This is a genomic window from Croceitalea sp. W27 (genome assembly GCF_055693185.1).
Genome location: NZ_CM146327.1, coordinates 2,608,337 through 2,633,657, shown reverse-complemented (window position 1 = coordinate 2,633,657; position 25,321 = coordinate 2,608,337). Strand labels below are relative to the sequence as shown.

Below are 25,321 nucleotides of genomic sequence, written 5' to 3'. Positions count from 1 at the left end.
GATGATTCAGCGATTTCTTTTTAAACGTATTGATAATGCACAGCTTATCGTTTTTAGGGTTTTTTATGGGCTGTTGGTTTGTGCAGAGTGTTTTGGGGCCATCATTACAGGTTGGGTTCGAAAAACCTTTATAGAGCCACAATTCAACTTCTCATTTATAGGTTTCGAATGGTTACAACCCTTACCTGGTAATGGCATGTATGTTTACTTTATTGTCATGGGTATTTGTGGTATTCTCATCACCGTAGGGTATAAATACCGCTATAGCGCTTTAACTTTTGCCTTTATGTGGGCCGGTGTTTACTTAATGCAGAAAACGTCATACAATAATCATTACTACTTACTCATGTTGCTGGCCTTTATCATGGCATTTTTACCGGCAAATCGTAGCTTTTCTCTAGATGTTAAATTAAAACCATCCCTCGAGTCTCAGAGCATGTTCAATTATGTGCGATGGCTAATTATTTTACAACTATTTATAGTCTACACCTATGCTTCTTTGGCCAAACTTTATGGTGATTGGTTCGACCTTAGCATTATAGAGATACTCATGGCAAGTAAAAAAGATTACCAGTTTATAGGTGAGTTTTTACAACAACGCTGGGTGCATAGGTCGATTGCTGTTTTTGGTATTCTCTTTGACATGCTCATAATTCCTGCGCTACTCTTTAAACCTACCAGAAAAATAGCTTTTGGTCTGTCTATCTTTTTTCACCTGTTCAATAGCTTTGTTTTTAGAATAGGCATTTTCCCCTACCTCTCTTTAGCTTTTTGTGTTTTCTTTTTTGATGCACAAACCATTAGAAACCTGTTTTTGACGAGAAAAAATGTAGAAATAACCCAAAACAATAAAACACCGAAAAATCATAAATGGATTCTTGGGGCTTTAGCCATCTATTTTGTAGTACAACTTGCATTACCCCTACGCCATTATTTTTTTAAGGATAATGTGCTGTGGACCGAAGAAGGACATCGCCTAAGCTGGCGGATGATGTTACGAAGCAGGGTCGGTAGCATTCGCGTTTTTGTTGAAGACAAGACCACTGGCAAACGAGAACAGATAAAATTAGATGATTATTTGACCAAGAAGCAAAAACGTAAAGTCGCCTGTTACCCCGATTTTGCTTGGCAATTTGCACAACATCTTAAAAAGGAAAACGCCAAACAAGGCAAAGAAGTTGGTGTTTTTGTGATAAACAAGGTCAGAGTCAATAAGAGTAAGTATTATGAATTCATAGACCCCGATGTTGACTTGGCCAGTGTGCCATGGAAACATTTTTCGCATAACGAGTGGATTTTACCGGCTAAAGAAGAATAATTTTCTTTCTAATCTTGGCTATTACTTTAAATTTGCTTCACCAAAATAAATTTCATGCTTCAGCTTCAACGTATAAGAGATAATAAGGATGCCATTATCGAAGCCTTAAAAAAACGGAATATCGATGCCGATGCCATGTTAAATGGTGTGCTTCATTTAGATGAAAAAAGACGGGCATTACAAACCGAATTGGATAATACCCTGGCAGAATCGAATTCACTTTCTAAAGAAATAGGAAATCTATTCAAAAGTGGAAAAGGAGCAGAAGCAAATGGACTTAAAGCAAAAACCACCACTTTAAAAGAAACTTCTAAAAAATTAGGGGAAGATTTAAACAACACAGCCGAAGAGCTTCAGAATCTGTTATACCAAATACCAAATGTGCCTCATGAATCTGTGCCAGCCGGTAGTACCGATGAAGATAACGAAGAGATTTTTCGAGAAGGTGAAATTCCAGAATTGATTGAGGGTGCTTTACCGCATTGGGAGTTGGCCAAAAAACATGACATCATAGATTTTGAATTGGGCGTAAAGGTAACAGGAGCAGGTTTTCCCGTTTATAAAGGAAAAGGGGCCCGGTTACAACGCGCTTTAATCTCCTATTTTTTGGATAAGAATACCGAAGCCGGTTATACCGAAATTCAAGTACCCCATTTAGTAAACGAAGCATCAGGCTATGGCACCGGGCAATTACCGGACAAAGAAGGGCAAATGTATCATATACAGGCTGATGACCTGTATCTTATACCTACTGCTGAAGTACCGGTGACCAATATCTTTAGAGATGATATTGTAAAAAAAGAAGAATTACCCATCACCTACACCGGTTACACGCCATGCTTTAGACGCGAAGCTGGTAGTTATGGCGCCCATGTTAGGGGACTTAACAGATTGCACCAGTTTGATAAAGTAGAAATTGTTCGCGTGGAACACCCAGAAAATTCTTACGCCGCTTTAGACGGCATGGTAAAACATGTTAAAAACATACTACGTGAATTAGAATTACCCTATCGCATACTTCGGTTATGCGGTGGTGATTTAGGCTTTACCGCCGCCCTCACTTATGATTTTGAAGTATTTTCTACGGCACAAGACCGTTGGTTAGAAATTAGCTCGGTCTCTAATTTTGAGACCTACCAGGCCAACCGTCTAAAACTGCGGTTTAAAGATGAAAATGGCAAAAACCAGTTGGCACACACGCTAAACGGAAGTGCATTGGCCTTACCACGTGTGCTTGCAGGTATTCTAGAAAACTACCAAACTAAAGATGGTATTAAAATACCCGAGGTTTTAGTACCCTATTGTGGGTTTGATAGTATTTGATTAAGCGTTTGTAAATGCATACTATTCGATTATTAAACGGTTATTTACTGTAACCAGCACTATTTAAAGTGTTTTTACTAAATTAAGCCTATAGTAGAAATATAGTTACTAGTAACTATATACTATTGTTGTGCTTCATTATAACCAACCGCTAACCAATGATAAAATTCTTTAGAAAAATTCGACAAAACTTACTTTCGGAAAACAAAACTGGAAAATATTTTAAGTATGCTATCGGAGAAATTGTACTTGTGGTTATTGGAATTTTAATTGCACTTCAAATTAATAATTGGAATGAATCACGTAAGAACTCTATTTTTGAAAAAAAAGTAATTTCAGAATTGTCGGTTGATCTAAACCAAGATATTCAAGAAATGAATAATGCTTTTGATTCTATTAATCAAAGCCAAAAGTCATCTTATCTTATAATAGAGTACATGGAAAATAAAACTAAATATCATGACTCTTTAAATAAACATTTTTCACAATCATTAGATCTTTGGTCTTTATCACCTAATAAAATAGCCTTCGAAATGGCTAAGGAAGAAGGAATGTATTTTATATCAAATGATTCGATACGATTTTATGCCTCAAAAGTAAACGGTTATGCATACGATTATATACAAGTTCTAGAAAATAGATTTCAGGATTATAAATCAAATGTAATTTTACCACATATTCAACCCCTTTTTAATTCTTATAATTTTATTTCAATGAAACCTAATAACTATGAAGAATTAAGAAAAGATAAAACTTACTTGAGTATTATAAAATCCATTGTTTCAATGAGAGCTCAATATAAAAGCATGTTAGAATATAGATATAATGAGGTTAGTAAGTTGAATAATATAATTCAAGAAGAAATTGAACAATAAAAATAACGAAAGCACAACAAAGAACTGAGTTAAAAAACAAGTTCTTTTAAGTTAATCTGGACACATAATTTTCATCATAGGGCATCCCTGATTTTGCAATGGCAAATGCTTGTTTTAAAAGTTTGTTGGACACTGCTATCACCTGCCCTACTAGCCATAGCCGAGACGTTAGGCACAATTTAAGATATCGTCTTTACTGAAATAGGTTGACTAAAAATTGATACTAATTAGAGTCACTTATGAAACAACAAAAATTACCATGACGAAAAAGTAGCTTTTATTTTCTTACTCAGAATTGAATTAATTCCTCTCTAAAAAAGAAATAACCACCGCTACGCTTTCACTCGGGCTTTCCTCCATCGGTACATGCCCCACATTTTTTAGAATCACGAGTGTGTCATTCGGCAAATCTTCATGAAAACGATGCGCATTTTCTATTGGAACTAAATAATCTTCAGCTCCCCAAAGTACTAAGGAGGGTTGTTTTATGGACTTGATTTTTCGATAAGCAATAGTATCGTTTTTAGACTTGATTCTGTCAATGAAGGCCTGTCGATTTCCTTCTCTAAGCGTGAGTTCGAAATAACGGGTTACCAGTTCTTCAGTTACTTTACTTTTGTCAGCATATACATTCTCAACACTAGTTTTTACAACCGAATGTGGTGTTATGTATTTAAACGCATGTTTAAGAACGGGCATTCTTGGTATTTTAAAAGCCAAAGGTTCGCTCGTTGGTTTTGTTGGATAACCAGAGGCATCAATCAAAATAAGCTTATGGACCATGGCAGGATGTTGAGTGGCAAAATTCCAAGCAATATTTCCACCTAATGAATTTCCACCGAGCACACATTTTTCAATTCCGAGAGCGGTCAAAAAGTTTTTGATGAAGCGTACATAGTTGTCGATGCTATAATCGCCATTAGGGAAAGGACCCGTTAAACCGTATGCAGGTAAATCCATTCGAATAACGCGATAGTCCTGTTTTAATTTATATGCCCAATCGTTAAAAGTATGGAGGCTTGCTCCAGTGCCATGAAGCAAAACTAAAGGTATGGTATCATTTATACTCCCCTCATCACGAAAGTGGACGTTCATTCCATCTACAGAAACAAATGAAGATGATGATTGTGCATATTTCTCTTTTAAATCTTCTAGTGGCATATCAGAATGCCCATAAAACGCTACAACGATTAAGGTCAATACTATAAGACTTACGAAAACTATTTTGAAGATTTTCTGAATTAACTTCATTTTAAATTGGTTGGTTTTTGGTTCTTTCAATGTATACGATTTATTTAAAACTTTTGACTAAACAACCAAAACTGCCAAATTGCTATTGTACATGCAATAAAAAAATAGCCCAAAAGAAAATAGATATACTTTATATTGAGAACTAGCTTCTTTTGACTTTCGATTACCTTGATTTCAGGATATCCCCAATATTTGGTAATTAAAAAAGAAACTAATATGGCTACTAACATGGCAATGTACTCCCAAATACATAGCTCTCCAAGTACATAACCTGGAAGGTCTGCCTTATAAATTGGGTTAACCACCAAAAGCGCAAACGCTGCCCATAATGTAAATAACAAAATGGAAATCAATACAAGATGAATAATTTTTACGGTCTTCATTTTAGGTTGCAAATACTTTAAGAATTCAAAGTTAAACCATGGAGTATAGTCCACGGTCAAGAAAAAATGCTATTTTTAATAAAAAAATATGCTAATAGGGGAAATTTCGGATAGAACAGGGTTGTCAAGAGATACTATTCGCTTTTATGAAAAGAAAGGACTAATTAAAGTTAGTAGAACCGATTCCGAATGGAATAACTACAAAAACTACAATCAGCAGAATCTTGATAGATTAATTTTAATAAAGAGGGCAAAAGGTTTTGGTTTTACCCTAAACGAAATTTGTGAAATTTTGGAATTGTATGAAATCAATTCAGCAAATTGCGCAACCTTGCTAACAAAAGTGAACAAAAAAATTGATGAAATCGATAATAAAATCAAGCAGTTAGAAGCTCTTAAAAAAACCATCATCGATAAGGTAAATGATGCGAACAATAATTGTCAATCCTCCTATAAAAATGAAAACTGCTCTAGTATTCAAAGGGAATAAAAACTTTGGCTAACAATGGCCCCTATGAAATCAAAGCACCCTTCGGCATGCTACGAATTCATATACCAACCCGATGCGTAGCATTACCCATATCTTTTCTATTGTTTTTTAAAGGTATTCATAGGTCCGCTTCGCTCGTGGCATTCACAACGACGAAAATCAGTACATGTTTTTACATGCAAAGAAAAGTTCTCTGGTACGCTGCTAATCAACTAATTTCAGAATCACTTAACATGCTACGTACGTTTTCTGGGTTATCTTTGAGCAATGCGATATGTACTATGCTTTTTCTGCTTCTTTTTTCTTGTTTCCATCAATGGGCAAGATGATTTTTTGGCAAAACAATATTTTGGCGATGGCGAATTTGAAAAAGCCGTTGTCTTTTACGAGAAACTTGTAAAGAAAAATCCTCGCCGAACCGACTATTCAGAAGGTCTTATTGCCTGTTACCAGCAATTGGAACGTTATGAGGAAGCCGAAAAATTCCTTTTGGGCAAACTACAAGAAGAATTTGTATTCCCCACCTTTTATATTGAATTAGGGTATAATTATACCCTTCAAAACCTCCCCGAAAAAGCTTCGGAATACTATGAAAAAGCGATAAATTCTTTAGAGGAAAACCCAAATTTCGGGTATAGTGTCGGGTATCGTTTTCAACAATATGCACTTTTAGATGAGGCCGTTTCCGCCTACACCAAGGCAATGCGTTTAAAACCAGAATTAAATTACGACTTTCAGTTGGCCAGGATCTATGGGGAAAAAGGTGACATTGAAAAAATGTTTCAATCGTATTTAAAGCTTATTTATGAAGGAAAATCTTCCCGCTCCAACGTACTTAGAAATATAGATGATTTTATTACGGAAGAACCCGACAACACCAACAATGCCCTGCTCAGAAAAACCCTATTGCAAAATGCACAAAAGAACCCCGATATTCTCTGGAACGAACTCTTAAGCTGGCTTTTTGTGCAACAAAAGCAGTACAAAAGCGCCTTTGCCCAAGAGAAAGCCATTTTTAAGCGTACCGATGAAGTTTCGTTCGACCGCCTTAAAAACCTTGGTGAGATTGCAAAAGAGGAAAATGATATTGAAATTGCAAAAACGGTATTCGAGTATATTAAAGAAAAAGCAACGGATCCAGGCGTAAAGCTTAATGCACAACTTAGCCTTATAGATATCGATCTGTTGAACGCTGATGAGAAAAAATTAAATGCTATAGAAAAAGAGTTTGAGTCTTTGATAGAAACCTATGGCTACCAGAGAAAAACACTGCAGCTACAGATAGCCTATGCTAATTTTTTAACATTTAAAAAAGAAAGACCAGAACCCGCCATAGCTATCTTAAAAAAAGGTTTGGAATTACCGCTGAGCCGTTTTGGCAAAGCCTATATAAAAATGGCCTTAGGAGACATTTTGGTTTATGACCAGCGTTTTAATGAAGCTTTAATCTACTTTTCGCAAATACAGAAGAGTCTAAAGAATGATGTTCTTGGGCAAGACGCCCGCTTTAAAGTAGCCCAGACGAGTTTTTATAAGGGTGATTTTGATTGGGCTTTGACCCAATTAAAAGTACTCAGAGGTTCGACCTCACAATTAATCGCAAATGATGCCATGCAGTTAAGCCTATTAATTTCTGATAATTCTTTAGAAGACTCTACGCAGACGGCACTAAAAAAATATGCGCGAGCTGATTTATTGGCCTATCAAAATAAAACACAACAGGCTATTGACAACCTAGAAGATATTCTGCAAAACCATAAGGGTGAAAAAATTGAAGATGAAGCACTTTTAAAACAAGCAGAACTATTAGAATCACAGAAAAAATATGATGCTGCAAGGTTCAATTACCAAAAGATCATAGAATTTTACACCTCGGGGATCCTAGCAGACGATGCCCATTTTCGTTTAGCGCAATTGTATGAAAACAAACTCAATGAACCTGATAAGGCGAAACCACATTACGAGAAAATCATCTACAATTACCAAGACAGCTACTATTTTCCGCAAGCGCGTAAAAATTTTCGAAAGTTAAGAGGAGATTTAATCAATTAATGGTTATTATTGAGCCTATCGGTTGTTGGAAAACAAACCAAGCTCGAAATTGTCATTAAAATCAAGAAAATTTGGAAGAAATCATATACAATGTAACCATTAACATTGAAGAAAGTGTGCATGATGATTGGCTCGTTTGGATAAAAACGAAGCATATTCCTGATATGTTGGCCACCAAAAAGTTTAGTAAGGCCAAAATGTGCAGAGTTCTTGTTGATGAAGATATGGGAGGCATAACCTATTCCGTACAGTATACCTGCAAGAATATGGAAACCTTGCAGGCATACTACAAAGAAGATGCCGATAACATGCGGAGTGAAGGCATGAAACTTTTCCCTAACAAATTTGTGGCCTTTAGAACAGAAATGGAGATTATTACAGAATTGCATTCTTAACGTTCACTACGATTCGGTTGAATTACTATCGTACACTAAAATATACCCATGGCTAAATCGCACAATAAAAAAGGTTCGTTCAAAAAAAATAAGCGTGCTGCCAACGACCATGACAGTAGTGCCGTTAAAGCCAAAAAACATTTAGGGCAACATTTTTTAAAAGACGACAAAATAGCGCAACAGATAGCAGAAACCCTTTCTTTAGACGGTTATTCAAATGTAATCGAGGTAGGCCCAGGTACTGGGGTATTGACCAAGTTCTTATTGATGCGAGGTATTAATTTGGTTGCGATGGACCTAGATTCCGAGTCCATCGTCTATCTTAACCATAGCTTTCCGTTAGAGCATCCTAAAGTAGTACAAAAAAATAGCAGCTTTAAAGTGCTTGAAGCGGACTTTCTCAAATACAATTTAAAAGAACTCTATGGCGATGAGCAATTTGCCATAACAGGAAATTTCCCCTATAATATATCTACCCAAATTGTTTTTAAAATGCTTGAAATGCGGCAACAAGTGCCTGAATTTTCAGGTATGTTCCAAAAAGAAGTCGCACAACGCATCTGTGAAAAAGAGGGTAATAAAACCTATGGTATTCTTTCCGTTTTGGTGCAGGCGTTCTATGATGCAGAATATTTATTTACCGTTCACCCACAAGTCTTTGATCCTCCACCAAAAGTGCAATCAGGCGTTTTAAAACTTACTCGAAAAAAAGATTTTCAACTCGATTGCGATGAAAAACTTTTTTATCAGGTAGTAAAAACTGCTTTTAACCAACGTAGAAAGACCTTACGGAATAGCCTTAAGTCTTTTAATCTCTCTGATAATCTCAAAGAAGATACTATATTTGACCGACGCCCAGAACAGATGGCCGTTAATGATTTTATTTCATTGACCAAGCGAATTGCAAATGACACCGTTTAAACTCACAGATGAACTTTTAGAAGAAATTCAATTACTGATAGAACATCAGAACGATGTCGATCTGCGGGCAAAAATGAAAGAGTTTCATTATGCCGATGTTGCCGAAATTGCCAATGAATTAGAAGTAGAAGAAGCTACTTATCTTATCAAACTTCTCGATAGCGAAAAAACTTCCGACATTCTTACGGAGCTTGATGAAGACGTACGGGAAGCCATATTAAACAATTTATCCCCTAAAGAAATTGCCGGGGAGATTGAGGAACTGGACACAGATGATGCGGCGGATATTGTTGGTGAACTGCCAAAAGAAATCGTTCAAGAGGTAATTTCTGAAATTGAAGATCGTGAGCACGCCAAAGATATTGTTGATCTTCTTAGATACGATGACAATACCGCTGGAGGATTAATGGCAAAAGAATTGGTTAAGGTTAAAGAGAATTGGACCGTTACCACCTGCGTAAAAGAGATGCGGGCCCAAGCAGAAAACGTTACAAGAGTACATTCCATTTATGTGGTTGATGATGATGACAAGCTAAAGGGCAGACTTTCCCTTAAAGATTTGCTCACAACTTCTCCAAAAGCACATATTAAAACGGTTTACATTCCGAAAGTAGATTCTGTTAATGTGAATGAAAAGCCTGAAGAAGTTGCTAAGATTATGTCTAAGTATGATCTAGAGGCAATTCCGGTAATCGATGAGATTGGAAGATTGGTAGGTAGAATTACTATTGACGATATTGTTGATGTCATTAGAGAAGAGGCAGACAAAGACTATCAAATGGCCGCGGGTATCTCACAAGATGTTGAGGCTGATGATAGTATTTGGGAGTTGACCAGAGCGCGACTACCATGGTTGGTATTAGGTCTCTTTGGTGGTGCTGCAGCAGCTGTAATTATGGGAGGTTTTGAAGAAATGTTTAGACAATACACGGTTTTATTTCTGTTTACACCGTTAATCGCGGCTATGGCCGGAAATGTAGGGGTACAATCCAGTGCCATAATTGTGCAAGGTTTGGCCAATGATGATATTAAAGGAAGTATTGGAAGTAGACTCATAAAAGAAATGCTTTTAGCCCTGTTAAACGGTGTTATTTTATCCGCTCTTTTGTTAATTTTTACCTGGTTTTGGAAAGGTGATTTTTACACCGCACTTGCCATATCCGTATCATTGATAGCTGTTATAGTGGTTGCCGGTTTCATTGGTACTTTTACACCCTTATTTTTGCATAAAAGAGGCATAGACCCGGCCATTGCTACTGGGCCTTTTATTACTACAAGCAATGATATTTTTGGAATTCTAATTTATTTTATGATTGCCAAACTAATCTTAGGAATTTAACATATATCGTCATGAAACCTATAAACCTAAAAGAAAAGCATGCATTGTTTTCTAAACAATGGCATCCACATCAAATTGCAACCGTAGACGACATGCAAGTGATACTGGCAAAAATACAGGGCGAATTTGTTTGGCATGCCCATGAAAACGAAGATGAGCTCTTTCAGGTTTTAAAAGGCACACTTTATATGAAATTTCGAGATAGAACCGAAGAAGTTAAAGAAGGTGAAATCATTGTTGTACCAAAAGGTGTTGAACACTGCCCCTCAACCAAAGATGGTGAAGAAGTACAACTGCTATTGTTCGAAAAACAAAATACGGCCCATACCGGCGACATTGCACATGAACTAACGCAAAATCATTATCCTAAAATTTAGAGGTTTGAGCTGCTTATTTAAATAATGCAATGGGTCAACTCAAAAAGTTCAAGGTTCAACTGACAACTGACAACGGATTACTGATTACTGATTACTGATTACTGATTACTGATTACTGATTACTGATTACTGATTACTGAAAATATGAAAATATGAAAATCCTTCACGTAGATACAAATCATCCTTTACTCATTGAGCAATTTGCAGAACTGGGTTTTGAAAATCATGAAGATTACACTTCGAGCAAGGAAGAAGTAGCATCTAAAATCCACCTTTACGATGGCTTGGTCATAAGAAGTAGGTTTACCATTGATGAGGAGTTTTTGAACAAAGCGATAAATCTAAAATTCATAGGGCGAGTTGGTGCAGGGTTAGAAAATATTGCCATCCGTCACGCAAAAGAGAAAGGCGTATTTTTAGCCAACGCGCCAGAAGGTAATCGAAACGCAGTCGGCGAACATGCTTTGGGCATGCTATTATCTTTAATGAACAACCTTATCAAGGCACACAGAGAAGTTAGAAAGGGTAAATGGGATCGCGAAGGAAATCGTGGAGTAGAGCTCGATGGTAAAACCATCGGTATTATTGGTTATGGCAATATGGGAAAAGCCTTCGCCCAAAAATTAAAAGGTTTCGATGTCGAAATACTGTGTTACGACATTAAAGGTGGGGTAGGCGATGAAAATGCAAGACAAGTAGGTATTTTAGAATTACAACAAAAATCAGATGTTATCAGCTTACATGTACCTCAAAACGACTTATCTATCGGTATGGTAAACACCGAATTCATAAATGCGTTTAGCAAATCTTTTTGGCTCATAAATACCGCTAGAGGCAAATGTGTTGTTACCAAAGACCTGGTAGAAGGACTAAAATCAGGAAAAGTTCTCGGGGCAGGTCTTGATGTGCTAGAGTATGAAAAAAAGTCTTTTGAAAACATGTTTACAAAAAGACCCAAGCCCTTTAAATATCTAAGAAAAGCCGCTAATGTTATTTTAACCCCGCATGTTGGCGGATGGACAGTTGAAAGCAAAGTAAAACTGGCACAAACCATTGTCGATAAAATCAAAGCTGAATTTTGCTAAATTTAGCTGTGAAGAAAACCATTCTTTCATTTTCTGGTATTATAATAGCTTTATTGATTCTATTTCAGTTAAGCAAGTATTCTTATGCTACAGGAGACATCTCGATAGAAATCATCATTGCCATCGTGGCATTGGTGTTTTTAGGTATTGGCATCTACCTCAATAAGAAAAGCCTGCATAATACCTATATTCCCACCTTAAAAATAAACACTGACAAATTGGAAGAACTAGGTATTAGTAAAAGAGAGTATGAAGTTTTAGTTGAAATATCCAAGGGGCTTTCCAATAAAGAAATTGGCAATAAACTTTTCGTTAGTGAGAGTACCGTTAAAACACATGTCTCTAGTTTGTTGGTAAAACTAGATGCTAAAAGACGTACTCAAGCCATACAAAAAGCGAAAAAACTACACATTTTACCTTCATAAATGGTAATTTATACTTAAGTACCAGCTATTTAGTACTTTAGTATGACTGCGTGTCTGCGGCCTAATTCTAATTTTGAGCTCGTATTTAAAACTTAGAAATTATGAAAAAAACTGTTTTACGTTTCGGAATTTATGGCGCTATCACCATTTGTCTCTTATTTCTTTTAGGATGGTATATCGGTAAAAATCTTGACTACGGTGGCCAAGAAATTATAGGATATGCCTCAATGGTAATTTCATTAGGCTTTGTCTATTTTGGAATAAAACACTACAGAGACAAAGAAAATGAGGGCACCATTAGTTTTAAAAAAGCATTGATTATTGGTTTGTTAATAAGCCTAATCACCGCCTTGGCATTTGGTGTATTAGATGTTATCTATATTGAATTTTTAAACCCCGATTTTACGACGGATTATTATGCGACGGCTGTAGAAGAAATGCGCAATACCATGTCAGCTGAAGAATTTGAGGTTAAACTGGCTGAGCTTGAATCACAAAAAGAACTATTTTCAAATCCGCTTTTTTCTTTTCTGCTCATGGCTTTTACCGTTTTTATAATAGGGTTTATTATTTCATTGATATCTTCATTAATACTACAACGAAAATAAACAAGAACTATGACTATTGAAGCCAAAACAGTAGATGAGTACATCTCAAAACTACCTGAAGACCGAATAGCGGCAGTTTCTAAATTGCGAGAAACGGTTAAAAGTAATCTCCCAGAAGGGTTTGAAGAATGCATCAACTATAAAATGATCGGGTTTGTTGTACCACATTCTATCTACCCGTCCGGCTATCATTGCGACCCAAAGCTTCCACTCCCCTTTATTAATATTGCTTCACAGAAGAATTTTGTGGCACTTTATCACTCCGGCATTTACGCTGATAGTAAGTTATTGGATTGGTTCGTAGCTGAATATTCAAAACATGTAAAGACAAAATTGGATATGGGCAAAAGCTGCATCAGATTTAAAAAAATGGAACATATTCCTTATGATTTGATAGCTGAACTTTGCCAAAAAATGACAGTTAAAGATTGGATTACACTGTACGAAAAGAATATAAAAGGATAAAAACTTCCATAAAAAGAGTAGCGAAATTAAAATAATAGCATTGTCCCCTTGAGAGGACTTTAGGGGGTGTAATTTAATAACGGAAAAAAATCCTGAAAACACAGAAATAATGAAAAATAGGGTAACTGGTTTAGGTGGGTTTTTCTTTAAAACAAAAGACCCCGATAAAATTAAAGAGTGGTATAAAAATCATCTCGGTTTAAATACCGACCGATATGGTTGCACCTTTTGGTGGAAAGATAAGGAAGGCAACGATTGCTCGACCCAGTGGAGCCCCATGAATGAAGATACCAAGTATTTTAAGCCGAGTGAAAAGCAGTTTATGATGAATTTTAGGGTCGAAAATTTAAAAGAACTTTTGATCGAACTAAAAAAGGAAGGGGTTACCATTGTTGGTGAGGTAGAGGAATATGAGTATGGCAAGTTTGGTTGGATTTTAGATCCTGACGGCAATAAGTTAGAGCTATGGGAACCTGTTGATAAAGCATTTTTATAGGTATTAAATTATTTGCTACTTTTAAACACGTTTAACCAACAAATTAAAATTATGTCAGAAGAAAACAAAGATTTAGGAGATAAGGCCGAAGAAGCTGCAAATGATTTTGCCGAAGGGGCGAAAAAGACTGCAAATGAATTTTCAGAAGGATTAAATAACGCTGTAGGCGGTGGGGAAAACAAAAAAATTCTAGTTGGAATTTTAGCTATAATTGTAGGGTCTCTAGGTGTACATAAGTTCTTATTAGGATACCAAAAAGAAGGATTTATTTTATTAGGAGTTACAATTGCAGCTTATGTTCTTTCTTGTGTAGGTGTTGGCCTATTATTTGTATGGATTCCGGGACTTGTAGGTTTAATAGAAGGAATCATTTATCTGACCAAATCAGACGAAGAATTTTACAATACCTACCAAGTCGGTAAAAAGCCTTGGTTCTAAAAATATAGCCAGAGAATTGTACTCTGGCTTTTTTATTTCAATTTATCATCGTAATATTGCAATATATAAATATATAATGGGTATTACCAAAACGCAAATTTTCAATCAGAACCAGAATCAAATGGCCACTATTTTTAAGGTTTTGGCCAACCCTGCTCGAATTGCCATACTGCAATACATAAGCAAACAAGAGTCTTGTATCTGTAATGATATCGTTGATGAAATAGGTCTGGCACAGCCAACCATCTCACAACATTTAAAAGAATTAAAGAGCATCGATTTAATTAAGGGTGAGATAGAGGGAAAAAAAGTATGCTATTGCATCAACTTAGATACATGGAGTAAAATACAAAGCACCTTAAACACTTTTTTCAATACAACTAAAAGCAATTGCTGTTAAAACAATTTAGTATGAAAACAAACGTATTTTTAGAACTATTAAACAATCATAAAGAGAAATCGCTCCTTTTTGAATACCGGCCTGGTACTTTTGTCGGGGCCAACTACCATATCACCGAAATTAAGAATACCACTATTGACAGTGTAGATTGTGGTGCTGGAGTTGATTTTTGGAAGGAGACCATTGTTCAGCTTTATGAAAGCCCTGAAGAGTTGGATAAAACAGTATTTATGACTGCTGAAAAAGCACTCGCTATTCTTGACAAAGTCGAAAGTATTAAACCAATGGTGAAAGATGCAGAACTCAAAATAGAGTACAGCAATAACAACTTTCATACCGCGCAACTTTTCATAAAAGAGGCTATTTGGAACAACGAAAAGCTTGTTTTTAAACTTGCAGTAGAAAAAACCGATTGCAAGGCCAAAGCAACCTGCGGAATACCTACAGAAAAAGAAGTAGCTACGGAACCTTGTTGTTCGCCAAGTAATGGATGTTGTTGAGACATTTTTTTAAATAGACAACTCCATGGTAATCAGAAGTATGACAATTAGAGATTGGCGAGAAGTGGCCAAGATTTATTTGGAAGGAATTTCGACAGGTTATGCAACCTTTGAAACTAAAGTTCCAGATTTTGATAGTTGGGATAACGGGCATCTTAATGAATGCCGATTAGTAGCTGAAAAAGATCATAAAATTTTAGGCTGGGCAGCCCTGTCACCAGTATCAAGTAGATGTGTGTATGGGGGCGTTGCAGAAGTCAGTGTTTATGTATCAAGTAAATGTAGAGGGCTTGGAGTTGGCAAAACACTCTTGCTAAAACTAATCGAAGAAAGTGAAGCTGCAGGTTATTGGACCATACAGTCCGGTATTTTTCCAGAAAATACGGCCAGTATTAAATTACATGAAACTGTTGGTTTTCGATATATTGGAAAACGTGAGAAAGTTGGAAAAACAAAAGAGGATATATGGAAAGACAATTTGTTATTCGAAAAACGAAGCAAAACCATTGGTATTTGATTAAAAATGAGAGATAAAATGCAAAAGCTGTTCCCTAAAATTGAATCAACGCTACAATCACTGCTTCCAGAAACCATTTCTAATCAAAGAAAAGAGAGTCTTGACCCTTTGGCCAGTTACATAAGGGAGAAAATTAAAACCAAAGCTTCAATTCAGCTTAATTTTATTTGTACCCATAATTCCCGTAGAAGCCACCTTTCGCAAGTTTGGGCACAGGCAATAGCCTATCATTTCGGGATAAAGAACATACATTGTTATTCTGGAGGAACAGAAGCTACTGCACTATACCCTATGGCTGCTGAGGCTTTAAAAAAGTCAGGATTCCATATCCATAAAATTTCTGAAGGTGACAATCCCATATACCGCATAAAGTACACGGAAAATGCCCACCCTGTAATCGGGTTTTCAAAAACCTATGATGATGGTTTTAATCCTAAATCAAATTTCGGAGCTATCTTAACCTGTGATTCCGCCAATGAAGCTTGCCCTATCGTTCAAGGCGCGGATGCACGATTTCCAATAACTTTTGAAGACCCAAAAAAATTTGATAATACACCGCAACAGGAGGAAAAATATTTAGAACGAAGCCTTCAGATTGCGAATGAACTGTATTATGTTTTTAAAAATGTTTTAAGCTAAACATCATAAACCTAATCAATAGCATAATCTAAAGGCAACAGATCACCCGCCCTGTTCTCCCCTATTTTACCACCAAAAAATAGATTTCTGCTTGGGGTATAATTTCCGTATCCATCAATAAAAAAAGGATTTTCTGAAACACGCAAGAAAGATTGATCCGCACCATTAAATGTGATAGCAAGTCTTTCGGCCCTTTGTATAACCTGTGTAAGCCCAGCTATGGGTTTAACACCATACACTTCTTTCGGGTTTACTTGAAATCTCTTTTTAAATATGGCAAAACCTTCTTCAGTTAAAGTTTGACTGGCCAACGACCGCATAAAATGCATACTCGAACCTAAATAGGTGTCCTCTCGATTTTTAAGATGACGTTTTTTTGGTTTTTCCTTATCCAAATCCGTAAAAAACAAAGTACCCGCCATATAGGTAGATTTTGTAATTACGGTATCATTGGTCTGTTCGAAAAAGTCGGCTTCAAAATCTACAAGATTGTACTTAACCTCATAACCTAGGTATCTATTTTTTATTATTATAGGCTTTTTGGCAAATGCATAAAGTCTATTCTCTTCGGCATTATAATATAATCTTATGTCGTCTTCATTTAAAATTTTACATCTAATCCCCGCGCTAGTAATGCCTAGAAATTCTTTTCTAAAAATACGGAGTTTCTTAATCCTACTCCAAGTATCAGGCTGCAGAACTACCTCATCAAGTTCTAAGGGTTTGTCCTTAAGAAAAATAGTGCCGAGTGAGCCTTCTTTTACTTCAGATAAAATAACGGTTTCGTACCCTAAAAAATCAAAAATCAAATTCCCGGTCATCCTTCGTGAAGTACTTAGTTGAAAGTATCCCTGGGCATTGGTAACAGTGCCTATGGTAGATCCATCATAGAAAATTGAAACGCCGAGCAAAGGCTCTTTGGTTTCATTATCGCGTACATAACCAGAAACAGAGAACTGAGAAAACACTGTGCTTAAGCTTAAGAGTAAGTATATCTGAAATACATTTTTCATAAAACTAACCGGCGCTATTGTTCTCTGCATGTTTACGCTCCAATTCAGCCTGAAACTCCTCCATAACCGGTTTTACAGTACTCTCGGGCAAATCGGCAATTTTGATGTACATCAACCCATCAACGGAATTATTGAACAGCGGGTCAACATTAAAAGCGACTACTTTGGCATTTTGCTTTATATACTTTTTAATCAGCACCGGGAGACGCAGACTGCCCGGTTCAACTTCTTCGATCAAACGGTCAAACTTATTAAGGTCGGCCTGAGTTTCGTCAAACACAAATTCTTTATCGGCATCTTTGAGCTTTACCTTAAACTCTTTTTTAGGGTGAATGTATTGGGCTACATAGGGATCCCAATAGTTCGATTTCATAAACTCGATCATCAAAGACTTTGAGAAATTTGAAAACTGATTGCTAATACTTACCCCGCCTATCAAATATTTATGTTCTGGGTAGCGCAAGGTGGTATGTACAATACCCTTCCATAACAAAAACAAGGGCATTGGCTTTTGCTGGTACTCTTTTACGATATAGGCCCTACCCATCTCAATGGATTTTGACATCATTCTAAAGAGTTCTGGCTCAAACCGAAACAGGTCTTGCAAATAAAAACCGTCGATACCATGTGCCTTGAAAATTTGTGCCCCAAGCCCCATACGATAGGCCCCTACAATGGCCTTGTCTTGATCATCCCAAAGAAAAAGGTGATGGTAATATGAATCGAACTTATCTAAATCTATAGCATTGTTGGTACCCTCCCCTATCGCTCTAAAAGTAACTTCACGCTGCCTACCTATTTCTTTTAAAATAAAAGGCATGTCTTGTTCTTGAGCCAAGAAAACCTCGTAATTCTTACTTTGTAGCAAACGGCATTCTTTTTCGCGAAGCTTTTCAATTTCACCTTGAATCACCTCCGTACGAACTGCGGAAGCTATCTTTTTGGGCGCTTTCGGAATTTTTAATGTTGTCGGTACTTTATCCAACAAGCGTTCCTTTTCAAATGCATTGGCCAACAAATAGGTTTTTTTACGTAGCAATTCTGTGAAGTCTTCCAAGGTTTCTTCCTCTTTCTGCATTTTTACAGAAATAGGCTGCCCTATTCTCACTTTTATAGGTCTTCTGCGCTGGGTGGTAACTTCAGATGGCAGCTTAGCTGTTCTAAACACATCACTTATCTTAGAAAGGCGGTAAAACAAACGACTATTTTTCGCATGAAAATAAATAGGCACCACAGGTACCTCAGCTTTTCGAATTAATTTAAGCGCTGCTTCTTCCCAGGGTTTATCAACTACCAATTTACCATCGCGATAGGTAGACACCTCGCCCGCCGGAAAAATACCTAGAGGCTTACCTTCACGAAGATGCATCAGGGCATTTTTGAACCCCGCGATACTACTCTTTGCATCTTTATGGTTTTCAAAAGGGTTTACGGGCAGAATAAACTGTTTCATAGGTTCAATCCTATTCAGCAAAAAGTTGGCGATAATCTTAAAATCTGCCCTCTGTTTAAGCATTAATTGCAATAATAGCACTCCATCGATACCGCCTAGCGGATGGTTGGATATGGTAATGAATGAACCATCTTTAGGCAACCTTTTGAAATCTTCTTCAGGTATTTCAAAATCGATTTCGTAGTGATCAAGAATGGCATCTAAAAAAGCTGAACCCTCAATATGTTTATTGTTATCGTAAAATCGGTTTATCGAGGTAATCTTAGTTGCCGCCATAAGTAACCAGCCCACAAAAGTTCCAAAAACACCATACTTGTCTAGGTTTATGACTTTTGCAACTTCTTTAGCAGATACCAACCCCATGAATACAAAATTTAGGTAATGGTAAATATAGGAAAATACAGGGATCGCGAGCGAATTGCCTTGTTATTTTACAACCAACTGAATGGTTTCTTTGCCGCGTTGCTCTACCAAAACCGTATACCCATTTAAGATTTTTTCGACCGAGTTCTCGTCAAAATGACGAATGGTGTATAGCGATACGCCTTCTTGACAGCTTACCTTAAATTTTTCTTGTAATACCAAAAGTATCTCTTTTAAACCACCAAACTTATTATCAAGACATACCGAAAAACTAATGGCAGAATTTTGAATAAGATCTACTTTTAGTCTGTAATCATGAAATAATTTGAATATTTCGCTCATGTTTTCTTCAACGATAAAAGAAAAATCCAACGAAGATAGTTTGAGCAACACTTGGTTCTTCTTTACAATAAAGCAGGGTACTTCGGGTGAGATTTTCGTTCCCTTCCCAACAGTGGTTCCAGGCTCTTTAGGGTTCACAAACGATTTGACGTGCAGCGGAATTTCTCTACCCTGAAGTGGCTGCAATGTTTTTGGGTGTATTACCGATGCTCCGTAAAAAGCAAGTTCAATAGCCTCTCGATATGATATTTCATTAAGTAATTGTGTTTCATCAAAGTGTCGAGGGTCGGCATTTAGAACACCGGGTACATCTTTCCAAATGGTAACAGATTCGGCCTTTAAACAATAGGCCAAAATAGCAGCGGTATAATCGGAGCCTTCACGGCCCAGGGTAGTTGTGAAATTGTTTTCATCACTCCCTAAAAAACCTTGCGTAATATTTAATTTATTCTTGTTTACCGCAGAGGTCACTTCTTTTTGGGTTCGCTCCCAATTTACTTGTGCATCACGATAGCTATTGTCGGTTTTTATCAAGTCACGCACATCTAACCATTGATTAGCGAGGCCAACTTCATTCAAATAGGCACTTACAATTGTGGTAGAAAGCAATTCGCCGTAGCCTACAACTTGATCATACACAAAAGCATATTTCGGCGATTTGTTCCACATTAAAAAGCCCCTGAATTCTTCAATAAGAGCGTTTACCGTATTATGGATTTGATGATTCTTTATTTCAAAAAGGTAATTGATTATTTTCTTGTGACCATCCCTGACCTCATCTATGGCTTCTTCTAAGCCATTTTTACCATCAAAGTAAGCGTTTACCACTTTTTCCATGGCATTAGTAGTCTTGCCCATAGCTGAAATCACCACAAGCGTATCTTTATGGCCAACTTCTTTTAAGACCTTTACAACATTCTTAACGCTGTCGGCATCTTTTACAGAAGCCCCCCCAAACTTAAAAATCCTCATATATTCTCTATAAATCTTTGCATTCCTGCTTCGTCTAACTGCACCACATCCCAATCACGCATAACATTTGCGCCTTTACTTTCATAAAACTTTATGGCAGGTTCGTTCCAATCTAAAACTTCCCAGCTAATTCTTTTAACGCCAAGCTTGCGGCCATATTTCACCACGGCCTCTAGCAACGCTGTACCCAAACCGCTCCCTCTCATTTTTTCGGTAACTATTAAATCTTCTAAATGTATCACCGGGCCTTTCCAAGTCGAATACCTCGGGTAGACCAAAGCAATTCCCACCAGCTCGTTATCGGTCTCTGCAACAAAACAATGAAACAAGGGCTTGTCTCCAAAACCATCGCGTTGTAAATCGTCACTGGTCACATCAACTGCATGTGCTTCATGCTCAAATTTGGCCAATTCATTAATCAGCCCCATCACCTGTGGCATGTCTTCTTTTACCGAATCTCTGATCGTAAATTTCATAGTTGTTACAAATAAAACAATTAGTTATAATACAAAACAACAATAGTGCGACGAAATCGTTGTAGTATCACAAAATGAGCGATATTTGTTGCCGATAAAAACACAAATCTGTTGATGGAGAAAAAAAATAAAACCCTTGGCGAATTTATCATTGAAAACCAATCAGAATTTCAATACTCTACCGGAGAACTCTCTAAGTTAATCAATGCGATTCGATTAGCGGCCAAGGTTGTCAATCATGAAGTCAACAAGGCGGGTCTAATCGATATTTTAGGCGAGGCCGGAGATACTAATGTACAAGGCGAAGACCAACAAAAGCTTGATGTATTGGCCAATGAAAAGTTTATTCAGGCCCTAAGAAAAAGAGAAATTGTTTGCGGAATAGCCTCTGAAGAAGAAGACGATTTTATTACCATTAACAGTCAAGATGAAAATCATCAGAACAAATATGTTGTTCTAATCGACCCTTTAGATGGTTCTTCAAATATTGATGTCAATGTATCCGTTGGTACCATTTTTTCAATTTATAGAAGGGTTACACCTGTTGGCACCCCTGTAAAACTTGAAGACTTTCTTCAGCCTGGAAAAAACCAGGTTGCGGCGGGTTATGTGGTGTATGGCACCTCTACCATGTTGGTTTATAGCACCGGTCATGGTGTTAATGGGTTTACCTTAAACCCCGCTATTGGAACATTTTACCTTTCGCATCCTAATATGCAATTTCCTGAAACCGGAAAAATCTATTCCGTTAATGAAGGTAACTACGTGCATTTTCTACAGGGTGTGAAAGATTATATTAAATATTGCCAAGAAGAAGATGGTGACCGACCCTATACTTCGAGATACATAGGCTCTCTAGTTTCAGATTTTCATAGAAACATGATCAAAGGAGGTATTTATATGTACCCTAAAAGTAGTGTTACCCAAAACGGAAAGCTTCGACTTTTATATGAATGCAACCCCATGGCTTTTATCGCAGAACAAGCCAATGGCATGGCAATCGGTGGTAAAAATCGGATTTTGGATATTGTACCTACCGAGCTTCATCAGCGCGTTCCTTTCTTTTGTGGAAGCAAAAAGATGGTAGAAAAGCTTCAAGAATTTTTAGACAAGTATCACTAGAAGCTACTTATCCATCAGGTACTGATAATCTTCAAATGCAATTTTACCACAGAAGATATCAAATGATTTTTTTACGATTTCCACGGCTTTGTCTGGCGAATACCCCAAACCTATCGCATAACGCTCAATAAAACGCAATTGATCATCACCTACGGTCTGGTCTGAAAATGCCATTTGAAAGAATTCAAAAAGACGTTTTAGTCTTTTCTCACCACTATGCGGAGTTTCGATAGGATATTTATTATCCTTTTTCATAACCTCTTTATACTCTGCATCGGTGATATCCAATTTAAAGGCGAACTTATCTAAAATCGCTTTTTCTTTTTCGTTGATTTCACCATCAACTGCAGCTAAACTTGCCAGAGTGGCGAAGTGTGCAAGGTTTTTTCTTTTATCTCCGTGCTCGTAAAGATCAATAATGGGCATATGATAATTTTTGTAGCGCAAATATAATTTTAAACTAGAAAAAATACGGCATTTATCCCCAAAAGAAATTTGTAAATTCACTTCGCTATGAATACACCTCTTTTACAATTCACCAATCGCGGTATTTACTGCAAGGCTGCCGATGTTTATCTCGACCCTTGGAAACCGGTGGATAAAGCTATTATATCTCACGGCCATGCAGACCATAGTCGCTGGGGGCATAAATATTACATTACCCATCAGCGTAATGTACCCATTGTAAAACATCGCTTGGGGGAAGTACATATTACCGGAAAAGAATGGGGAGAAACCTTTAGTATTAATGGAGTCAAATTTAGTCTACACCCTGCTGGGCATATTATTGGCTCTTCACAAATACGAGTGGAATATAAAGGTGAAGTTTGGGTCTTTACGGGCGATTATAAATTGGAGGATGATGGCGTCGCGACACCGTATGAAAATATCAAATGCCATACCTTCATTACCGAATGCACTTTTGGCTTACCAGCTTTTCTCTGGACACCTCAAAAAGAAGTCTTTGATAATATCAATAACTGGTGGGCAGAAAATAAGGCCAACGGGCAAACTTCTGTGCTTTTTGGATATTCTTTAGGAAAAGCCCAACGTTTGCTAAAACACTTGGATCCCGACATAGGTAAAATTTATACCCACGGGGCTGTTGAAAATATGACCGAAGTTTTACGGTCTTTGGTAGATTTTCCAAAAACAGAATTAATCACAAGAGATACCAAAAAAGAGGACATAAAAGGAAGTATCGTCATCGCCCCGCCATCTGCACATGGCAGCACTTGGATCCGTAAAATGACCCCTTTTGTTACTGCTTCGGCCAGTGGCTGGATGGCTTTTAGAGGCGCAAGAAGAAGAAGGGCCATTGATAAAGGTTTTGTTTTAAGCGATCATTGTGACTGGCCAGATTTACTGACTGCCATAAAAGACACAGGTGCCGAAAAAATTATCTGTACTCATGGCTATACAGAAATCTTTTCTAAATATTTACAAGAACTAGGTTATGATGCAAGAACCGAGCAAACACAATACGAAGGTGAACTCTCAGAACTAAATACTTCGGAAACCCCAACCCCTAGTGCTTAATGAAAGACTTTGCGCTGCTTATTAAAAAACTTGATAGCACAAATAAGACGACAGTCAAAGTGCAAGCTTTGGCTGACTATTTTACAAAAGCTGAGGACCAAGACAAGGTATGGACCATTGCTATACTTTCACATCGTAGGCCTCCCAGGCCCGTAAAAACTACTTTACTTCGCGAATGGGCGGCAGAACTTGCCAATATTCCGTTGTGGTTATTTGAAGAAAGCTATCATATAGTTGGGGATTTGGCCGAGACCATTGCTTTAGTGGTTCCCGCGGGGGAAAAGTCCTCCAGCAAAAGTCTAACTACCTTTTTAAAGGAAATGATAGCACTAAAACCAAAGACCGAAGTAGAGAAAAAAGCCTACCTCTTTGAAAATTGGAGTCAACTAAATTACTATGAACGTTTTGTTTTTACCAAATTGATTACAGGGGGATTTCGAATTGGAGTTAGTCAAAAATTAATGACCAGAGCACTTTCAAAAGCCACAGAAATAGATGAGGATATACTTGCCTATAAACTTATGGGAAATTGGAATCCGGATAAAATTTCTTTTCAAGATTTGGTTTTAGAAGAAAAGGAAAGTGACTACTTGTCCAAACCCTATCCTTTTTATTTGGCTTATGCCGTTGAGGACGAAGTAACTTCTTTGGGTGATGTGAAAGATTGGTCTATAGAACACAAATGGGATGGTATACGCTGCCAAGTCATTATTAGAAAAGATGAGCTTTTTGTGTGGAGTCGGGGCGAAGAATTGGTTACGGATAAGTACCCGGAATTTCAAAAATTCGTGGGTGTTATTCCCAACGGAACAGTATTGGATGGGGAGTTACTTCCCTATCCAAACGGTGAAATCGGCACTTTTAATGATTTACAAACTCGAATTGGTCGAAAAACCGTTTCTAAAGCTTTATTGACAAAAACACCTGTAATCTTAAAAGCGTATGACCTTTTAGAATGGAAAGGGAAAGATATTCGTAGTCTATCATTTTTAGAAAGAAGAAAGATTCTCGAAAACTTATTTGAAAATACACCAGTAATTTCAGAACGTCATACTGAGCCTGTCGAAGGACAAGTAATTGATAATATACCATTGCTACTATCTCCAAGGCTTGACTTTAATTCTTGGGAGGAAGTTGTCGAAGAACGAACAAAATCTCGTGAAATGCGAAGTGAAGGTCTCATGCTTAAACGTAAAGATTCGCCTTATCAGGTTGGAAGAAAAAAAGGTGACTGGTGGAAATGGAAAGTAGACCCGCTGACCATAGATGCCGTGCTCACTTACGCTATGCGTGGTCATGGTCGTAGAAGCAATTTATTTACAGATTATACTTTTGCACTTTGGCAAGAAAACGAAGAAGGGGAGAAAGAACTGGTCACGTTTGCAAAGGCCTATTCTGGACTTACAGATAAAGAATTCAAAGAAGTTGATGCCTGGATTAAAAAAAATACCTTAGAACGTTTTGGCCCTGTACGCAGCGTGACACCATATCATGTTTTTGAAATTGCTTTTGAAGGTATCGCTTTATCCAAACGTCATAAAAGCGGAGTTGCTACTCGTTTTCCTCGTATTTTAAGATGGCGAAAAGATAAAAAAATAGGGGAAGCGAATAGTTTGGATGATTTAAAGGCACTGATTCCGACCCCGAGTATTCGGGGGAAGGAATCTACCAACAAACAAAGTCAAACACCAAAATAATAAGATAAATCGTAGCAAACAGAAACCTAACTTTAGGAGATTACTTC

The 25,321-nt window shown here is 37.2% G+C and carries 29 protein-coding genes; 22 read left to right on the top strand and 7 right to left on the bottom strand.

The genetic code is table 11. The features are described 5' to 3' along the window. The first annotated feature begins 1 nt into the window (after position 1). From ACZ1GR_RS11965 to ACZ1GR_RS11955, 3 genes are all read left to right on the top strand, one after another. Positions 2-1,318: an HTTM domain-containing protein gene (locus ACZ1GR_RS11965; RefSeq protein ID WP_472609196.1), complete on the top strand. Its 1,317-nt coding sequence runs from the start codon at positions 2-4 to the stop codon at positions 1,316-1,318. 54 nt (positions 1,319-1,372) lie between these two features. Continuing rightward, the gene (gene serS, locus ACZ1GR_RS11960) at positions 1,373-2,641 is read left to right on the top strand and encodes a serine--tRNA ligase (RefSeq protein WP_472609195.1); all 1,269 of its coding nucleotides are present in this window, start codon (positions 1,373-1,375) and stop codon (positions 2,639-2,641) included. A 158-nt stretch (positions 2,642-2,799) separates the two neighbouring features. After that, positions 2,800-3,516: a DUF6090 family protein gene (locus ACZ1GR_RS11955; RefSeq protein WP_472609194.1), complete on the top strand. Its 717-nt coding sequence runs from the start codon at positions 2,800-2,802 to the stop codon at positions 3,514-3,516. 300 nt (positions 3,517-3,816) lie between these two features. Here ACZ1GR_RS11955 and ACZ1GR_RS11950 read toward each other — a convergent pair whose 3' ends face one another. Both ACZ1GR_RS11950 and ACZ1GR_RS11945 read right to left on the bottom strand, forming a co-directional pair. Next, a complete protein-coding gene (locus ACZ1GR_RS11950) occupies positions 3,817-4,767 on the bottom strand; it encodes an alpha/beta fold hydrolase (protein ID WP_472609193.1) in 951 nt (316 codons plus the stop codon). 44 nt (positions 4,768-4,811) lie between these two features. Next, positions 4,812-5,150 (bottom strand): hypothetical protein, encoded by a 339-nt coding sequence (locus tag ACZ1GR_RS11945; RefSeq protein ID WP_472609192.1) that lies wholly within the window; start codon positions 5,148-5,150, stop codon positions 4,812-4,814. An 88-nt stretch (positions 5,151-5,238) separates the two neighbouring features. On the opposite strand from ACZ1GR_RS11945, the gene ACZ1GR_RS11940 reads away from it, so the two are divergent. From ACZ1GR_RS11940 to ACZ1GR_RS11865, 16 genes are all read left to right on the top strand, one after another. Further along, the gene (locus ACZ1GR_RS11940; protein ID WP_472609191.1) at positions 5,239-5,640 is read left to right on the top strand and encodes a MerR family DNA-binding protein; all 402 of its coding nucleotides are present in this window, start codon (positions 5,239-5,241) and stop codon (positions 5,638-5,640) included. Positions 5,641-5,907: 267 nt separating this feature from the next. Beyond that, positions 5,908-7,692 (top strand): tetratricopeptide repeat protein, encoded by a 1,785-nt coding sequence (locus tag ACZ1GR_RS11935; protein ID WP_472609190.1) that lies wholly within the window; start codon positions 5,908-5,910, stop codon positions 7,690-7,692. A gap of 71 nt (positions 7,693-7,763) precedes the next feature. Further along, entirely contained in the window at positions 7,764-8,087 is a 324-nt protein-coding gene (locus ACZ1GR_RS11930) for a DUF4286 family protein (protein WP_377768242.1), read from the top strand. A 48-nt stretch (positions 8,088-8,135) separates the two neighbouring features. Further along, positions 8,136-9,008 (top strand): 16S rRNA (adenine(1518)-N(6)/adenine(1519)-N(6))-dimethyltransferase RsmA, encoded by an 873-nt coding sequence (gene rsmA / locus ACZ1GR_RS11925; RefSeq protein ID WP_377768243.1) that lies wholly within the window; start codon positions 8,136-8,138, stop codon positions 9,006-9,008. After that, positions 8,995-10,347, top strand: coding sequence for a magnesium transporter (gene mgtE, locus ACZ1GR_RS11920; protein ID WP_472609189.1), 1,353 nt, complete (start codon positions 8,995-8,997; stop codon positions 10,345-10,347). Before rsmA ends, mgtE begins: the two co-directional genes overlap by 14 nt. Before the next feature lie 11 nt (positions 10,348-10,358). Further along, positions 10,359-10,724 carry a cupin domain-containing protein gene (locus tag ACZ1GR_RS11915; RefSeq protein ID WP_472609188.1) on the top strand — a complete coding sequence of 122 codons (366 nt, stop codon included), beginning with the start codon at positions 10,359-10,361 and terminating at the stop codon, positions 10,722-10,724. A 152-nt stretch (positions 10,725-10,876) separates the two neighbouring features. Further along, complete coding sequence (locus tag ACZ1GR_RS11910) at positions 10,877-11,809, top strand: 2-hydroxyacid dehydrogenase (RefSeq protein WP_472609187.1); 933 nt, start codon at positions 10,877-10,879, stop codon at positions 11,807-11,809. 8 nt (positions 11,810-11,817) lie between these two features. After that, positions 11,818-12,234, top strand: a complete 417-nt coding sequence (locus ACZ1GR_RS11905) for a response regulator transcription factor (protein WP_472609186.1) — start codon at positions 11,818-11,820, stop codon at positions 12,232-12,234. Between the two features lie 101 nt (positions 12,235-12,335). Then, a complete protein-coding gene (locus ACZ1GR_RS11900; protein ID WP_377768248.1) occupies positions 12,336-12,842 on the top strand; it encodes a DUF4199 domain-containing protein in 507 nt (168 codons plus the stop codon). Between the two features lie 9 nt (positions 12,843-12,851). Next, positions 12,852-13,307 (top strand): DUF1801 domain-containing protein, encoded by a 456-nt coding sequence (locus ACZ1GR_RS11895; RefSeq protein WP_472609185.1) that lies wholly within the window; start codon positions 12,852-12,854, stop codon positions 13,305-13,307. A gap of 109 nt (positions 13,308-13,416) precedes the next feature. Beyond that, positions 13,417-13,803 carry a VOC family protein gene (locus tag ACZ1GR_RS11890; protein ID WP_472609184.1) on the top strand — a complete coding sequence of 129 codons (387 nt, stop codon included), beginning with the start codon at positions 13,417-13,419 and terminating at the stop codon, positions 13,801-13,803. A gap of 51 nt (positions 13,804-13,854) precedes the next feature. Next, positions 13,855-14,241 (top strand): TM2 domain-containing protein, encoded by a 387-nt coding sequence (locus ACZ1GR_RS11885; RefSeq protein WP_377768251.1) that lies wholly within the window; start codon positions 13,855-13,857, stop codon positions 14,239-14,241. Positions 14,242-14,317: 76 nt separating this feature from the next. Then, complete coding sequence (locus tag ACZ1GR_RS11880) at positions 14,318-14,641, top strand: ArsR/SmtB family transcription factor (protein ID WP_472609183.1); 324 nt, start codon at positions 14,318-14,320, stop codon at positions 14,639-14,641. A gap of 11 nt (positions 14,642-14,652) precedes the next feature. Next, positions 14,653-15,141: a DUF6428 family protein gene (locus ACZ1GR_RS11875; protein ID WP_472609182.1), complete on the top strand. Its 489-nt coding sequence runs from the start codon at positions 14,653-14,655 to the stop codon at positions 15,139-15,141. 25 nt (positions 15,142-15,166) lie between these two features. Continuing rightward, positions 15,167-15,658, top strand: coding sequence for a GNAT family N-acetyltransferase (locus ACZ1GR_RS11870; RefSeq protein WP_472609181.1), 492 nt, complete (start codon positions 15,167-15,169; stop codon positions 15,656-15,658). An 18-nt stretch (positions 15,659-15,676) separates the two neighbouring features. After that, entirely contained in the window at positions 15,677-16,297 is a 621-nt protein-coding gene (locus ACZ1GR_RS11865) for a low molecular weight phosphatase family protein (RefSeq protein WP_472609180.1), read from the top strand. A gap of 11 nt (positions 16,298-16,308) precedes the next feature. Here the strand turns inward: ACZ1GR_RS11865 and ACZ1GR_RS11860 are convergent, their stop codons facing one another. The 4 genes from ACZ1GR_RS11860 to ACZ1GR_RS11845 form a co-directional block, all read right to left on the bottom strand. Then, the gene (locus tag ACZ1GR_RS11860) at positions 16,309-17,340 is read right to left on the bottom strand and encodes a carboxypeptidase-like regulatory domain-containing protein (protein WP_472609179.1); all 1,032 of its coding nucleotides are present in this window, start codon (positions 17,338-17,340) and stop codon (positions 16,309-16,311) included. Further along, on the bottom strand, positions 17,315-19,126 hold the full coding sequence (locus tag ACZ1GR_RS11855; RefSeq protein WP_472609178.1) for a GNAT family N-acyltransferase: 1,812 nt from the start codon (positions 19,124-19,126) through the stop codon (positions 17,315-17,317). The genes ACZ1GR_RS11860 and ACZ1GR_RS11855 overlap by 26 nt, the downstream gene beginning before the upstream one ends. A gap of 63 nt (positions 19,127-19,189) precedes the next feature. Next, a complete protein-coding gene (locus tag ACZ1GR_RS11850) occupies positions 19,190-20,440 on the bottom strand; it encodes an aspartate kinase (RefSeq protein WP_472609177.1) in 1,251 nt (416 codons plus the stop codon). After that, positions 20,437-20,916 carry a GNAT family N-acetyltransferase gene (locus tag ACZ1GR_RS11845; RefSeq protein WP_472609176.1) on the bottom strand — a complete coding sequence of 160 codons (480 nt, stop codon included), beginning with the start codon at positions 20,914-20,916 and terminating at the stop codon, positions 20,437-20,439. The genes ACZ1GR_RS11850 and ACZ1GR_RS11845 overlap by 4 nt, the downstream gene beginning before the upstream one ends. A 114-nt stretch (positions 20,917-21,030) precedes the next feature. Between ACZ1GR_RS11845 and fbp the strand changes: the two genes are divergently transcribed. Continuing rightward, complete coding sequence (fbp, locus tag ACZ1GR_RS11840; protein WP_377768260.1) at positions 21,031-22,038, top strand: class 1 fructose-bisphosphatase; 1,008 nt, start codon at positions 21,031-21,033, stop codon at positions 22,036-22,038. 3 nt (positions 22,039-22,041) lie between these two features. Here the strand turns inward: fbp and ACZ1GR_RS11835 are convergent, their stop codons facing one another. Further along, on the bottom strand, positions 22,042-22,464 hold the full coding sequence (locus ACZ1GR_RS11835; RefSeq protein ID WP_472609175.1) for a TerB family tellurite resistance protein: 423 nt from the start codon (positions 22,462-22,464) through the stop codon (positions 22,042-22,044). Between the two features lie 87 nt (positions 22,465-22,551). On the opposite strand from ACZ1GR_RS11835, the gene ACZ1GR_RS11830 reads away from it, so the two are divergent. Then, positions 22,552-23,577, top strand: a complete 1,026-nt coding sequence (locus ACZ1GR_RS11830; RefSeq protein ID WP_472609174.1) for a ligase-associated DNA damage response exonuclease — start codon at positions 22,552-22,554, stop codon at positions 23,575-23,577. Next, entirely contained in the window at positions 23,577-25,274 is a 1,698-nt protein-coding gene (locus ACZ1GR_RS11825; protein WP_472609173.1) for an ATP-dependent DNA ligase, read from the top strand. Before ACZ1GR_RS11830 ends, ACZ1GR_RS11825 begins: the two co-directional genes overlap by 1 nt. The last annotated feature ends 47 nt before the right edge of the window (positions 25,275-25,321 follow it).